The following is a 14527-nucleotide window of genomic DNA, read 5'->3' as shown; positions in this document are numbered from 1 at the left end:
TAGCACGATTCTTTTTAGAACTTGAAAGAATAAATGTCAGAAAAAGCACTTTTTTTACATAAATACTTTAATAATCCCTTGAACAAAAATAACAATGATTGCAAGAGGTGCAGCATAACGAACAATCAGATACCATGCATTAAACAATGAATCCCCTAACATTAACTCATTTGAAAGCTCCAATTTTGTTAACTTATATCCTGCAAAAATGGAGATGAACAATGCACCTAAAGGTAAGCCGAAGCTACTAGTGATAAAATCTGCAAAATCGAAGAACGTCATTCCTAAAATATGAAAATCCGATAACACCCCAAAAGATAAGGCACTAGGAATACCAACTAAGAAAATAATTAAGCCATATACCCAAGAGGCTTTTCTGCGGCGATTGTATTTAGAACGAATGCCAATCGACACTGCTATCTCTAACATCGAGATGGACGATGTAAGTGTCGCGAATAATAATAAAATGAAGAAAATTATCATAAAAAATGCACCGAAAGGTATTTGTTCAAATACTGCCGGTAAAATGATAAATACTAAACCAGGTCCTTGATCAGGAGTATATCCAAGTGCAAAGACAGCCGGGAATATTACAAGTCCAGCTAAGATCGATACACCAATATTCATAAGAGCAACATTCAATGCAGAACTTCCTAGCTTTTCTTCTTTAGACAAATAGGAAGCATATGTAATCATTACTGCTACACCAACACTCAAGGAGAAGAACGCTTGTCCAAGAGCCAATAAAATCGTTTTTCCGGTAAAATAAGACCAATCTGGAACAAACAAAAATTTTAGTCCGTCTATAGCTCCATCGAGTGTTAAAGAACGAATGACAAGTGCGATGAAGAAAACAAATAATAGTGGCATCATCCATTTACTTGCACGTTCAATCCCACCTTTAATCCCACCTTGCACAATCCATATCGTCAAAAACATAAATGCTCCTTGTGCAATAATTACCTCCCAAGGATTTTGAATAATAGAACCGAACAGCTCACTGAAATAATTATCGCTTCCACCTTCAAGTTTAAAAAATAGAGAGCGTACAAGGTAGCTTAAAATCCATCCTCCAACAACGCTATAAAAAGATAAAATAATAGCAGAAAATATTAAACCAGACCATCCAATTAGATACCATGGTTTTCCTGGTGCTTGTTTTTTTAAAGAAGTTACGGGATCTGCTTGCCCACGTCTCCCAATGATGAATTCTGCGAGCAGAATAGGTAGGCCTATCAAAAGTGTACTAATAATAAATAGTATTAAAAAAACACTTCCTCCATTAGTTCCAGCCATATATGGAAACTTCCAGATAGCCCCCAAGCCTATAGCACTGCCTGCTGCTGCTAGAATAAATCCTATTTTCGAACCAAAGTGATCTCGTTTTGTCATAGTAATTCCTCCTTTTATAGGACTGTCTTATTGTACACGAGGTTTTAGATAAAATGTATAGTTATTTGTGAAACATAATGGAAAGAACTTTCGTATCACCCATACAGAGAGAGTGAGGGGGAACAATGTCAGATAACGATTTAATCGAGCGAGCACAATTAGGCGACAAAGCAGCCTATACCGAGCTTATCCAAAAACATCATCGCACTGTAGAGAAGTTTGCATTTCAATGTGGAGTCAAAGTAAATGATATTCCTGATGTTACCCAAGAGGTATTTGTAAAGCTATATTGTTTTTTGCATCAATTCAAGCGTGAGCGATTTACAACATGGTTATACAAAATAACTTTAAATGCAACGAGAGATTATTATCGAAAAGAAACAAAGGAGAAAGAAAAAGAGGATAAGCTACATCACAACGATGGAAATACAACCTTTTCAAAATCGGCAGAAGATCGAGTACTTGTTTTTGAAGAGGATAAACAACTTCATCTCGCCATTTTGTCACTAGATGAAAAGTATCGCCATCCTATCATTTTATTTTACTTTCATGATTTATCATACGAGCAAATATCAGATGTTTTAAATGTTCCACTTACATCAGTCAAAACAAGATTACTCCGAGCAAAAGGACAACTAAAAAAGCAACTTTCAATGAGTGGGGGTGCAAAGTATGGACGATAAACAACTGGAAGAACGATTGGATTTGTTGAAAAATTCTTATGATCGATTACCACATTCCTTAAATATTGAAGATGTAATAAAAATGATTGAAAAGGAAAATCTTCCATTAACAAAGATAACAAAGAATATTAGTTCCAAATGGCAGAATGTTACTATATGGGCAATTAGCATGGCTTGTGTATTTATTATTGGAATACTAGGAGCACCATTAATAAATGAGGAAGTTAACATCGTTCAGAACCAACGCGAGGAAGAAGCTAAAATGACGGTAGATCAATTTATACAAAAATTAAGATTTAATCCATATCTTCCTTCAGAGATGATAGAAGAGCTCGTACAGAATAAAATAACTTTACCTGAAAAAGAAACAGCCCAATTTTTTGATTTGTATTCTTATAGAATTGAAGACTTGAAAAAGTCCTATGATGCTATGAGGAGTATTTCGGATGAACAAATTAAGATGCTTGAGAAAGAGTGGCTTTACTTAGTGGAGGGGGAATTGCACTATCAAATAAAAGAAAATGACCTGTATAATAATTTAATAAAATCTTTAGCCCCATCTGCCGAAGGGTATTTTATTATGCTTGAAAAGGAACCATTCACATACGCAGGGGAACTCATATATTCTATTGAGGATTCAGTAGCTCTAATGTTTTTATTTGAAAATTATTTATTGGAAAGCTCGGATTACTATAAGGATAACGACAAAATGAAAGCAGCCTACACAGAAATCTTTCATGCAGTTGTGAAAGGGACTAACGATCAATCAATCTATAATCATGATGGAACAGTGAAACAACAATATCGAGAGCTTTGGAAAGTAATGATTGCCGAAACGAGCAATTCACCAGTCGACTTTTTGTTAACACCAATTGTAAGTGAATTTGAAGCAACTAATTGGGTACAATCTGATAGTTGGGCAAAACTAGACTATAATGACATTGATGATGCACTTCATCTAGCGATAACTGGTGATTTGGAAAAGTTCCTTGAGTACCCTGTTTATGACGACAGTGAAAGTCTTATAGATGATGATTTCGTTCAAAACGTCCACTCTTTGTATAAATCTTTTACCGGAACACATGATCAAACGGTTTTGAAAGATGCAGGTGCAGAAGAAATAGTTGGACTTTATTATTATTGTATACAATTAGAAGATGATGAAACTAAATATGAATTGTATATTAAAGATGACCAGTATCAACAAATTCCAAAAGAAGAATATATGAATGCTCCTAAGCAAAAAATTGGCGACATTCGTAATGAAATTTCTTCGATTCGTTTTCAACAGAATTCTGCTGAGGAGGGAGTAGCAATTTTAACGCTTCATCCGAATCAGACATTATATACGCAAGATACGGTAATCGGTTTCCAACTTATTCACACCGAAAACGGTTGGAGAGCTGCATTTATGCCGACACAGTGATTTTTGCTCGCTCCCTTTCTACTATGCTATACTTTATGATGACCATTTAGGTAGATACGAACATAGAGAAAAGTAGGAGTGGACACTATGAGCAAAGATTATTTGGTAGGGGATGTTGTCACCGGAAAAGTTACTGGTATTCAGCCATACGGCGCCTTCGTTAGTTTAGATGAAGATACACAAGGACTTGTGCATATTTCCGAAATTACGTACGGCTATGTCAAAGAAGTTGGTGAATTTCTAACCGTTGGGCAAGAAGTAGAAGTAAAGGTACTTGAAGTAGACGAAGTGGCTGGTAAAATAAGTTTGTCAATCCGCGAATTACAAGAAAAACCTGTCGCACCCAAAAAAGACGAAAGACCACGTAAATCACTCCAAGCTCGTGTTGACGAGCACGACGAAGAAGGCTTTAACACATTAAAAGAGAAGCTAGCTGATTGGATTAAACAATCCGTTCAGTAATAAGCGAAAGGGTGTTCCCTAGAATTGTTGAAACAATCCTAGGGAACACCCTTTTTTGAAGGATTTATAAAAATCCCAAGTTCATAAGCATTATCCGCAAATTGAATCTCTCTATGAGCAAATTAATCTCTGCTAATCGCAAATTAATCTTAGCTATGTGCAAATTGATGCCGCTTAATCGCAAACTCCGTATCTATCAATTCTTTTGGGAAATATACAAATCGCAAGTTCATAAGCATTATCCGCAAATTCAATCTCATTATGCGCAAATTAATCTCTGCTAATCGCAATTTCATCCTAGCCATGTGCAAATTGATGCCGCTTAATCGCAAACTCCGTATCAATTCTTTTGGAAAATATACAAATCGCAAGTTCATAAGCGTTATCCGCAAATTCAATCTCATTATGCGCAAATTAATCTCTGCTAATCGCAATTTCATCCTAGCCATGTGCAAATTGATGTCGCTTAATCGCAAACTCCGCATCAATTCTTTTGGGAAATATACAAATCGCAAATTCAATCTCATTATGCGCAAATTCATCTGTGAAAACGCAAATTCATCTTCATCTTAGCTATGTGCAAATTGCCGCCGTTTAACCGCAAATTCCCCAATAACCTTTATTTATCGTTTTTCATTTTTCTCAGTCGATATTGTAGATTTTGGCGACTCATACCTAATGCTTCAGCTGCTTTTGTTATATTTCCATCGTATTTATCCATTGCTTTTCGTAAATAATATGTTTCCGCTTCCCTTAAATACTCGTCAAGTGGGAGCATTTCCTTTTCAGAAGAAACGACAAAGTCTTCCGCTTTTTTTGTTGTTTCATTAAAATCCTGTACTTTCAATTTAAAGTGAAGTGGAAGCATATCAAACTTTAATGCACTTTCTGTTGTAATCATAGAGCTTATTTCATCTAAAAGTAGCTCTAGTTCTTTTAAATTTCCAGGCCATTCATAAGTTAAAAATGCTTGTATTACTTCATCCTCGATTTCTTGAATCGTTGAGCCGTAACGATTTAGATATCGATGAAAATAATCATGAATAAAAGGTAGGATATCGTCTGTTCGATTACGAAGAGGCGGAATGGTGATTGCTACCGTTGCAAAATAATAATATAGTTCCTTACTTAATTTATTCGTGGATATTAAATCCACAGGATCTTGTCCAATGCTTGCAATGAATAAATTGTTTTTACCTTTATTCGAATTTAAAATATGCAAAAGTTGATTTTGAAGTTCGATGGATAATAAATCGATTCTTTCACAAAATATTGTACAGTTCGTGATATTCTCTAGTTCTTTTTGAAATTTATTGATTAAATGACTATCGGAACTATGGCAATAAAGAGAAATGAATTGATGATTTGCTGGAGAAAGCTGGTTGTGAATACCTTCTGCAATTAAATCCTTTCCAGTACCAGCCTCTCCAATTAGTAATACTGGCATTCGAACTTGGGCAGCTTTTATGGACCGATCCATTACTTCTTGCATGGGTAGAGAGACAGCGGTAATCGTAGAAAGTGAAATCGATTCGTTATACCGTTTTAAAGGTTGATAAATGAGTCTTTCTAAAGCAGTAATATCCCGTGAAAATTCAATGGCACCGATTAGTTTTTCATCCTCTGATATAGGGTATGTATCATTAATCGTAGTAATTTCTTGCCCGTTTCTGTTCCAATATGTTTGTTTTACCCGTAATACTGCTTCACCACTATGGAGTACTTTCAGGAGTGTACTATCTTGTTGTTCAAATTGAAAAAGCTCGAGTATCGTTCGATCGACCACATCAACAGAATTTAATCCTTCAATTTCTTTCATTTTTTCATTGTAAATAACTGTTTTTCCTGTCGTATCAACTGCATGAATACCGACAGCTACTTGTTCCGTTGCAAATTTATAAAAAGGGAGGAGCTTATCTAATTGGATATCCATCTGACTCACCTCAAAAAAAATTATACATTTTAAAATTTAATACTTGAAATACGCAACAATCTTTTGCATTATTATATATGTAATTGAATTAAAAGCGCAAATTTTTTTTGCTCTAACAATTAAAGGAGGATTTACATGATACCTTATAAACATGAAGCATTTACAGATTTTTCTAAAGAAGAAAACAAAAAAGCGATTAAAGAAGGTTATAAAGTAGTTGACGCATATTTAGGTGAAGAGTATCCACTAATTGTTGGTGGGGAAAGAATTACAACAGAAGGTAAAATCACTTCTTATAACCCAGCAAATAAAGAACAGGTAGTTGGTATTGTTTCTAAAGCAACTAGAGATATTGCAGCAAAAGCAATGGAAATTGCAGATGAAACTTTTAACACTTGGAAAAAAGTAAAACCAGAAGTACGTGCAGATGTACTTTTCAAAGCGGCAGCAATTATGCGTCGTCGTAAGTTTGAGTTTTCTGCTTTATTATCAAGAGAAGCAGGTAAAACTTGGGTAGAAGCAGACGTTGAAGCAGCTGAAGCGATCGATTTCTTAGAATACTATGGTCGTCAAATGCTTCGTTTGAAAGATGGTCAACCAGTAGAAAGCCGTCCAGGCGAATACAATCGTTATGACTATATTCCATTAGGTGTAACAGTTGTTATTTCTCCTTGGAACTTCCCATTTGCAATCATGGCTGGTACAACTGTTGCAGCTATGGTAGCTGGAAATACAGTATTACTAAAACCTGCTTCAACTACTCCAATCGTATCTTATAAATTCGTTGAAGTATTAGAAGAAGCTGGTATGCCTGCAGGAGTTGTAAACTTCATCCCAGGATCAGGAGCTGAAATTGGTGACTTCCTAGTTGAACACCCACGTACACGTTTAATCAGCTTCACAGGTTCACGTGATGTAGGTTTAGGAATCGTTGAAAAATCATCTAAATTATCTGATGGTCAAATTTGGATTAAACGTACAATCCTTGAAATGGGCGGTAAAGATACAATCGTTGTAGATAAAGAAGCAGATTTAGAATTAGCTGCTCAATCTATCGTGAAATCAGCATTTGGATTTAGCGGACAAAAATGTTCAGCTTGTTCTCGTGCTGTAATTGTTGAAGACGTTTATGATCAAGTAGTTGCTCGTGTAGAAGAGTTAACAAACGCATTAACAGTTGGTGTTCCTGATAACGACGAACATTTTGTTGGACCAGTTATTGATGGTGCTGCTTTCAATAAAATTATGGAATACATCGAAATCGGTAAAGAAGAAGGCCGTCTAGTATCTGGTGGTACTGGTGATGATTCAAAAGGTTTCTTCATTCAACCAACAGTAATTGCTGACCTATCTCCAACAGCACGTATTATGCAAGAAGAAATCTTTGGACCAGTTGTAGGTATTACAAAAGCTAAAGATTTCGACGAAGCAATCGAAATTGCTAACAACACTGAATACGGCTTAACTGGTGCTGTTATTACTAATAACCGCATGAATTTAGAAAAAGCTCGTGAAGACTTCCACGTAGGTAACCTTTACTTTAACCGTGGATGTACTGGTGCAATTGTTGGATACCAACCATTTGGTGGATTCAATATGTCAGGTACAGATTCAAAAGCAGGTGGTCCTGACTATATCGGACTTCATATGCAAGCAAAAACAACTTCTGAAATGCTTTAATATTTACGGAGGTAGACACATCACAATGATGTGTCTACCTACCCTTTAAAAACAAAGGAGTATGTATCCATGACTATTTCACAAAAAGTAATTGAACAAACTGAGAAATTTGGTGCTAATAACTATAATCCACTTCCAATAGTTGTTTCAGAAGCTGAGGGAGTATGGGTAAAAGATCCAGAAGGTAATAAATACATGGATATGCTTTCTGCTTATTCTGCAGTAAACCAAGGTCATCGTCATCCGAAGATTATTCAAGCTTTAAAAGATCAAGCGGATAAAGTAACTCTTACTTCACGTGCGTTCCACAATGATCAATTAGGTCCATGGTATGCAAAAGTAAGTGAACTTACTGGCAAAGAAATGGTATTACCAATGAATACTGGTGCAGAAGCTGTTGAAACAGCTTTTAAAGCTGCTCGTAGATGGGCTTATGATGTAAAAGGTGTAGAAACAGATAAAGCAGAAGTAATTGCATGTAATGGTAACTTCCATGGTCGTACAATGGGAGCTGTATCTTTATCATCTGACCCTGAATACAAACGTGGATTTGGACCAATGCTTCCAGGAATTAAATTAATTCCTTACGGTGATTTAGAAGCACTTAAAGCTGCAATTACACCAAATACTGCTGCATTCTTAATCGAACCAATTCAAGGTGAAGCTGGTATCATTATTCCTTCTGCAGGTTTCATGAAAGCTGCACGTGAATTATGTCGTGAAAATAATGTTTTATTTATTGCCGATGAAATTCAAGCTGGACTTTGTCGTACTGGTAAAATGTTTGCATGTGAATGGGAAGAAGTAGAGCCAGATATGTACATTTTAGGTAAAGCGCTTGGAGGCGGAGTATTCCCTATCTCATGTATAGTAGCTAACCGTGATGTGTTAAGCGTGTTTAACCCAGGTTCACATGGTTCTACATTTGGTGGAAATCCAATGGCATGTGCTGTTTCTTTAGCAGCTCTTGATGTTCTAGTAGATGAAAAGTTAGCAGAACGTTCTCTTGAACTAGGAAATTACTTCATGGACGCATTAAAAGAAATTCAACATTCTTCTATTAAAGAAGTACGTGGTCGTGGATTATTTATTGGTATGGAATTAACAGAAGAAGCACGTCCATACTGTGAAGCTTTGAAAGAACTAGGATTATTATGTAAAGAAACACATGATACTGTAATTCGATTCGCTCCACCACTAGTTATTTCAAAAGAAGAATTAGACTGGGCTATTGAAAAAATTAAAAAAGTATTCACTAAATAATATTTGATAGACAAATAACAAGTAAGATATGTTACAATTGTACCGAAGAAATCATTATGAATTAAAGAGGCGAAACAATCAAATGGCTGAAAATTTAAACCTGTTCACATCAACGCAGGCTGTCATTAAAGAGGCTCTGCAAAAATTAGGTTATGACGAAGCGATGTATGAGTTACTAAAAGAACCACTACGAATGATGGAAGTTCGAATTCCAGTGAGAATGGATGACAACACAGTGAAAGTTTTCACTGGTTACCGATCTCAACATAATGATGCAGTGGGACCAACTAAAGGTGGAGTTCGATTCCATCCAGGAGTAACACAAGAGGAAATGAAAGCACTTTCTATGTGGATGACTCTAAAGGCTGGAATTGTAGATCTACCTTATGGCGGTGGTAAAGGTGGAGTAACTTGTGATCCACGTGAAATGTCTATGGGAGAAATCGAGCGTTTAAGTCGCGGATATGTTAGAGCTATTGGTCAAATAGTTGGACCGACAAAAGATATTCCTGCTCCAGACGTTTTCACAAATGCGCAAATCATGGCATGGATGATGGATGAGTATAGTCGTATGGACCAATTTAACTCTCCTGGATTTATTACTGGTAAACCTCTAGTACTAGGGGGTTCACAAGGTCGTGACCGCGCTACTGCGCAAGGTGTAACGATTGTGATTAACGAAGCTGCCAAAAAACGTGGAATTGATATGACTGGTGCTCGAGTAGTTATCCAAGGTTTTGGTAACGCAGGAAGCTTCTTAGCGAAGTTCTTGAGTGATCAAGGCGCGAAAGTTATTGGTATTTCTGACGCTTATGGTGCATTACATGATCCAAACGGTTTGGATATCGATTATTTATTGGATCGTCGCGATAGTTTTGGTACTGTAACAACTCTATTTGAAAATACGCTCACTAACCAAGAATTATTAGAGTTAGATTGTGATATTCTTGTTCCAGCTGCAATCGAAAACCAAATTACAGCTGAAAATGCTCATAATATTAAAGCTAATATTGTAGTAGAGGCTGCTAATGGACCGACAACTTCGGAAGCTACAAAAATACTTTACGATAGAGGTATTCTATTAGTTCCTGATGTACTAGCAAGCGCTGGTGGGGTTACAGTTTCTTACTTCGAATGGGTTCAAAACAACCAAGGTTACTACTGGTCAGAAGAAGAAGTAAATGAAAAGCTTATTAAGAAAATGGTAGAAGCCTTTGAAAATATATATGATGTAGCAACTACTCGTAATATTAATATGCGTTTAGCCGCTTATATGGTAGGAGTACGTAGAACTGCAGAAGCATCACGCTTCCGTGGCTGGGTATAATAATTGATCAAAGACGAACCGCTTGTATATTACAAGCGGTTTTTTATATCATTTAGATAGATATGGTAAAGGAGGATGTTTAGATGAACGCTTTTTCATTTTATAATCCAGTCAAATTAATATTCGGTAAAGGTCAAATTACCAAATTAACTGAAGAGCTTACTCAGTATGGTAAAAAGGTGCTTGTTGTTTATGGTGGGGGAAGTATAAAGAAGAACGGTTTATATGAACAAGTCATGTCCGCTTTAAAGGAAGCAAATATGGAAGTATTTGAATTAGCAGGTGTTGAACCCAATCCGAGATTGTCTACAGCAAAACGTGGTGGAGACCTTTGTAAAAAAGAAGGAATTGATGTTGTATTAGCAGTTGGAGGAGGCTCTGTTATAGATTGTACAAAACTTATCGTAGCTGCGGCAAAATATGATGGAGATGCGTGGGATATAGTGACGCGTAAAGCAATCCCGACAGAAGCACTTCCATTTGGAACCATTTTAACGTTAGCAGCGACTGGTTCTGAGATGAATGCAGGTTCTGTTATAACGAATGAAGAAACCCAAGAAAAATATGGATGGGGTAATCCACTTGTGTTCCCTAAATTTTCGATTCTAGATCCAGTAAATACATTTTCGGTACCTCTAGATCAGACAGTCTATGGAATTGTCGATATGATGTCTCATATGTTTGAGCAATACTACAATGAAGCAACGAATACACCTGTACAAGATGAAATGATTGAAGGTGTTCTTCGTGCTGTGATTGAAACTGCACCAAAACTAGTTAAGGATCTTGAAAACTATGAACTACGTAAAACGATTTTATTTGCCGGTACTTTGGGGTTAAATGGCTTTTTACGAATGGGATACAACGGAGATTGGGCTAGTCACAATATCGAACATGCTGTCTCGGCAGTATACGACATCCCTCATGCAGGAGGATTAGCCATCATATTCCCAAGATGGATGCGTCATAACGTAAACGTAAATCCAGAACGTTTTGCTAAGCTTGCACAGAAAGTATTTCATGTTAATCCTGTTGGCAAGTCAACTGAAGAGATTGCAATGGAAGGTATAGATCGACTTGCAGAGTTTTGGGCTTCATTAGACGCTCCAACCAATTTATCAGATTACAACATTGATGATTCAAAAATCGATTTAATGGTTGAAAAAGCAATGGCTCTAGGAGAATATGGTAATTTTAATAAATTAAATGCAGAAGATACGAAACAAATACTTACTGCATGTCTATAAAAAAACACATGACCAGAGCGTTAGCTCAGTCATGTGTTTTTAATATAGTTTGCGGATCTTTATGGTGAACCCATTTTTTGATACCGTCATCTTCATCAAATGCGATTGTTACGTCAGTAACACCTTGTTGGTTCAGAATGAGATCTTTTAATACATCATGTATATCATCTACTTGAGCAAATGATAATGAAGGATCTACTTCTGCAACTAACTTAACATGCAAAAATTCACCTTCTTTTATTACTTCTAATTCACTTATATCTTTTACATGAGGATTTTCGGAAATTATATGTGCAATGTGGACTAGCATCTGTTCATCCGTTTCACCAAGTGCACCTCTTGCATTATCTAGAAACACTTTTCCTACAACATAAAACATCATAAGACCAATCATAATAGAAGCTATTCCTTCTGCCTGTAAAAATCCTGTGAAATGTGAAATCAATACGGCAATAAACGCAAGAATTCCACCTGACGTAGCTACTAAATCTTCCATAAAAACAAGCTTTGTAGCAGGTTTAGCACGATTTAAGTGGGCGAAGCTAGTTGTAAGAGGTGCAAGAAAGGAGCCTTTTACACTAACATCGTGTAAAATTTCTTTTCCGGCTTTATATAGAACAACAAATTCTAAAATAATCCCTATTCCTAAAACGATAAGACTAATTGCCATACCAGAAGAAGCAGCAGGATGTTGTATATGATGCCACCCTTCTTTAATAGTTTCATAAGAAAGGATACCAACTAATAAAACTGCTCCTAAACATACTAGATTGACTAAACGTCCAAAGCCGTTCGGAAATCTTGGTGTTGGAGCTTTTTTAGATAGTGCAGAGCCGATAAATACGAAAAATTGATTAGCTGCATCTCCTATGGAGTGCATCATTTCTGCAAACATTGCTACGTTTCCTGTTATAAAGAATGCACCAGCTTTTAATGCTGCAATTATTGTATTAACGATCGCCGCAGTTAAAGAAGGTTTATTACCGCCTTTAAGTAGTTTGAAAAATTCACTCATATAGTTTCTCCTTTATTAGATGGATTCGACTTCTATACGTTCTATAAAGTCCTCACGTTTCATCATGTGATAAAATTCTATTGTATTTTTTTGGGTAAGAATGGATAAACGCATTTCAATTTCATGTTTTATTGCATTATTCTCTAAAATCATGTCTTTAATCCGAATACTTTCAATATATACTCCACGTTCATTTAATAATTGATGGATCTTTGTAATGCTCTCTGTATTAGGGACTAGTACTTTCAAAAATAATTCTTTTGAGCGTAATCGTTTAGGTCCAAATTTCGTCAGAAGTGGAGGGATTATTTCAATGCCAATTAGCACAATACAAACAGTTAATGCAGCTTCTATATAAAACCCAGCGCCAACTGCAATTCCAATCCCGCCTGCACCCCATATCATTGCAGCAGTTGTTAAACCTGTGATACTATCGTTTCCTTTTCGTAAAATTACACCAGCACCTAAAAAACCAATCCCGCTTACTATTTGAGAAGCAAGACGAAGAGGATCCATTGTAATATTGATACCGTCACGAGAGTGAGCGGTATAGGCCGATTCAATTGAAATATATGTTAATAAACAACTAAAGGTTGCGATAACAATACTTGTTTTTAAACCAATAGGTTTCTTCTTTAGTTCCCTTTCAATACCTATTATTAAACTTAATAACGCAGCAAAACATAATTTAAATAATATTTCAGTATCGTAAACGTAATGTTGAAGCAATTCCATGTGCTATTCCCCCACTTCTTATTTCTGTGTATAATAAAATGTATGTGGAAATGTTAAGGTTAAGATATACAATACCTTTTATTCCTACATCTATAAACGCAATATCAGTAAGAAAGTGAAGTGCTTCAAATGGAAAAGCCTAAAATCAACCCCTACATACCTATTATTATTGGAGTAATATCTGTTTCTATATCTGCGATACTAGTTAAATTAGCTTCTGCTGAATCAGGAGTTATTGCATTTTACCGTATGTTTTTTTCAGTATTACTCATGACACCTTTATTTTTCATGAAATATTTTAGAGAACTAAAATTGATGAGCAAACGCGACTGGATTTTTTCCACAATAGCAGGAGTGTTTTTATCCTTTCATTTTATATTGTGGTTCGAATCATTAAATTACACATCAGTAGCTAGTTCTACAGTTTTAGTAACGTTGCAACCTATTTTTGCTTTTGCAGGAACATACTTATTTTTTAAAGAAAAAATTACGCTAAAGACATTTCTATCAGGACTAATTGCAATTACTGGTAGCGTGATTATCAGTTGGGGTGACTTCAAAGTAAGCGGGACTGCATTATTTGGGGATGTTTTAGCTCTTATTGCTTGTGCATTAGTGACGGCTTATTTACTTTTTGGACAAGATGTTCGTAAGCGTCTATCACTTATTACTTATACGTATGTTGTTTATGGTATTAGCTCCATTACATTGTTTTTTTATGTACTAATAAAAGGGGAGTCGTTTGTTGGTCATCCTTCAATAGATTGGTTTTGGTTTTTATTACTAGCATTAATACCAAATCTGTTAGGGCATACTCTTTTTAACTGGTCTCTAAAGTATGTAAGTACAAATACACTGTCGATTGCCATTATATTTGAGCCAGTTGGAGCTGCAATATTGGCTTATTACATATTTAATGAACTGATAACAACGATTCAATTAGTCGGTGGAATCGTTGTTATGATAGGGATTTTACTATTTGTTATGGATGAACAATTTATCAAACGAGTCTTTTTTAAAAAAAGTAGTTGATTTTTATCTTATTACTATATATACTAATACTTGTCCTTCAGAACGACAGTCAAACAATTTGAAATATTTAAAAAAAGTTGTTGACTTCGAATCTGAAAGAAGTTATACTAATAAAGTCGTCAAAACAAGACGGCAACATGAACATTGAAAACTGAACATGCAAAACGTTAAGACATATAGCTTGAAAGACTAACTTCGGTTAGTTCGATAGCAAACAATTTTGACATCATTTAATGATGATGCCAGCAAAACAAAATGAGCTTTTTAAGTTCTCTATTATGGAGAGTTTGATCCTGGCTCAGGACGAACGCTGGCGGCGTGCCTAATACATG

12 protein-coding genes are annotated in these 14527 nt (G+C 35.8%); 8 read left to right on the top strand and 4 right to left on the bottom strand.

What is annotated here, in order from left to right; genetic code table 11:
• Positions 1–54 precede the first annotated feature (54 nt).
• Positions 55–1392 carry a sodium-dependent transporter gene (locus tag FG384_RS16150; RefSeq protein WP_142643741.1) on the bottom strand — a complete coding sequence of 446 codons (1338 nt, stop codon included), beginning with the start codon at positions 1390–1392 and terminating at the stop codon, positions 55–57.
• A 125-nt stretch (positions 1393–1517) separates the two neighbouring features.
• On the opposite strand from FG384_RS16150, the gene FG384_RS16145 reads away from it, so the two are divergent.
• The 3 genes from FG384_RS16145 to yugI all read left to right on the top strand — a co-directional run bounded on the left by FG384_RS16145 (position 1518) and on the right by yugI (position 3963).
• A complete protein-coding gene (locus FG384_RS16145) occupies positions 1518–2075 on the top strand; it encodes an RNA polymerase sigma factor (RefSeq protein WP_142643740.1) in 558 nt (185 codons plus the stop codon).
• Positions 2065–3501: a hypothetical protein gene (locus FG384_RS16140; protein WP_142643739.1), complete on the top strand. Its 1437-nt coding sequence runs from the start codon at positions 2065–2067 to the stop codon at positions 3499–3501. Before FG384_RS16145 ends, FG384_RS16140 begins: the two co-directional genes overlap by 11 nt.
• Positions 3502–3588: 87 nt before the next feature.
• A complete protein-coding gene (yugI, locus tag FG384_RS16135; RefSeq protein WP_142643738.1) occupies positions 3589–3963 on the top strand; it encodes a S1 domain-containing post-transcriptional regulator GSP13 in 375 nt (124 codons plus the stop codon).
• A gap of 619 nt (positions 3964–4582) precedes the next feature.
• Here yugI and FG384_RS16130 read toward each other — a convergent pair.
• Positions 4583–5896, bottom strand: coding sequence for a sigma 54-interacting transcriptional regulator (locus FG384_RS16130; RefSeq protein ID WP_142643737.1), 1314 nt, complete (start codon positions 5894–5896; stop codon positions 4583–4585).
• 135 nt (positions 5897–6031) lie between these two features.
• Between FG384_RS16130 and pruA the strand changes: the two genes are divergently transcribed.
• The 4 genes from pruA (at position 6032) to FG384_RS16110 (ending at position 11413) form a co-directional block, all read left to right on the top strand.
• Complete coding sequence (gene pruA / locus FG384_RS16125) at positions 6032–7576, top strand: L-glutamate gamma-semialdehyde dehydrogenase (protein ID WP_142643736.1); 1545 nt, start codon at positions 6032–6034, stop codon at positions 7574–7576.
• A 69-nt stretch (positions 7577–7645) separates the two neighbouring features.
• Positions 7646–8839: an ornithine--oxo-acid transaminase gene (locus tag FG384_RS16120; RefSeq protein ID WP_142643735.1), complete on the top strand. Its 1194-nt coding sequence runs from the start codon at positions 7646–7648 to the stop codon at positions 8837–8839.
• Positions 8840–8921: 82 nt separating this feature from the next.
• Positions 8922–10166, top strand: coding sequence for a Glu/Leu/Phe/Val family dehydrogenase (locus tag FG384_RS16115; RefSeq protein ID WP_142643734.1), 1245 nt, complete (start codon positions 8922–8924; stop codon positions 10164–10166).
• Positions 10167–10249: 83 nt separating this feature from the next.
• Complete coding sequence (locus FG384_RS16110; protein ID WP_142643733.1) at positions 10250–11413, top strand: iron-containing alcohol dehydrogenase; 1164 nt, start codon at positions 10250–10252, stop codon at positions 11411–11413.
• Between the two features lie 25 nt (positions 11414–11438).
• Here the strand turns inward: FG384_RS16110 and FG384_RS16105 are convergent, their stop codons facing one another.
• Positions 11439–12428, bottom strand: a complete 990-nt coding sequence (locus FG384_RS16105; RefSeq protein ID WP_142643732.1) for a cation diffusion facilitator family transporter — start codon at positions 12426–12428, stop codon at positions 11439–11441.
• A 15-nt stretch (positions 12429–12443) separates the two neighbouring features.
• Positions 12444–13163, bottom strand: coding sequence for an MgtC/SapB family protein (locus FG384_RS16100; RefSeq protein ID WP_142643731.1), 720 nt, complete (start codon positions 13161–13163; stop codon positions 12444–12446).
• Positions 13164–13292: 129 nt separating this feature from the next.
• Between FG384_RS16100 and FG384_RS16095 the strand changes: the two genes are divergently transcribed.
• Positions 13293–14195: a DMT family transporter gene (locus FG384_RS16095; RefSeq protein WP_142643730.1), complete on the top strand. Its 903-nt coding sequence runs from the start codon at positions 13293–13295 to the stop codon at positions 14193–14195.
• The last annotated feature ends 332 nt before the right edge of the window (positions 14196–14527 follow it).

It is taken from the genome of Psychrobacillus vulpis (assembly GCF_006861825.1).
Lineage (GTDB): Bacteria > Bacillota > Bacilli > Bacillales_A > Planococcaceae > Psychrobacillus > Psychrobacillus vulpis.
This window is presented reverse-complemented; position numbering and strand designations above follow the sequence as displayed.

Excerpts from the sequence above, each read along its gene's own strand:
- FG384_RS16140 (WP_142643739.1), top strand. The coding sequence starts at position 2,065 with ATGGACGATAAACAACTGGAAGAACGATTGGATTTGTTGAAAAATTCT.
- FG384_RS16105 (WP_142643732.1), bottom strand. The coding sequence starts at position 12,428 with ATGAGTGAATTTTTCAAACTACTTAAAGGCGGTAATAAACCTTCTTTA.
- yugI (WP_142643738.1), top strand. The coding sequence starts at position 3,589 with ATGAGCAAAGATTATTTGGTAGGGGATGTTGTCACCGGAAAAGTTACT.
- FG384_RS16150 (WP_142643741.1), bottom strand. The coding sequence starts at position 1,392 with ATGACAAAACGAGATCACTTTGGTTCGAAAATAGGATTTATTCTAGCA.
- FG384_RS16095 (WP_142643730.1), top strand. The coding sequence starts at position 13,293 with ATGGAAAAGCCTAAAATCAACCCCTACATACCTATTATTATTGGAGTA.
- pruA (WP_142643736.1), top strand. The coding sequence starts at position 6,032 with ATGATACCTTATAAACATGAAGCATTTACAGATTTTTCTAAAGAAGAA.
- FG384_RS16130 (WP_142643737.1), bottom strand. The coding sequence starts at position 5,896 with ATGGATATCCAATTAGATAAGCTCCTCCCTTTTTATAAATTTGCAACG.
- FG384_RS16100 (WP_142643731.1), bottom strand. The coding sequence starts at position 13,163 with ATGGAATTGCTTCAACATTACGTTTACGATACTGAAATATTATTTAAA.
- FG384_RS16110 (WP_142643733.1), top strand. The coding sequence starts at position 10,250 with ATGAACGCTTTTTCATTTTATAATCCAGTCAAATTAATATTCGGTAAA.
- FG384_RS16120 (WP_142643735.1), top strand. The coding sequence starts at position 7,646 with ATGACTATTTCACAAAAAGTAATTGAACAAACTGAGAAATTTGGTGCT.
- FG384_RS16115 (WP_142643734.1), top strand. The coding sequence starts at position 8,922 with ATGGCTGAAAATTTAAACCTGTTCACATCAACGCAGGCTGTCATTAAA.
- FG384_RS16145 (WP_142643740.1), top strand. The coding sequence starts at position 1,518 with ATGTCAGATAACGATTTAATCGAGCGAGCACAATTAGGCGACAAAGCA.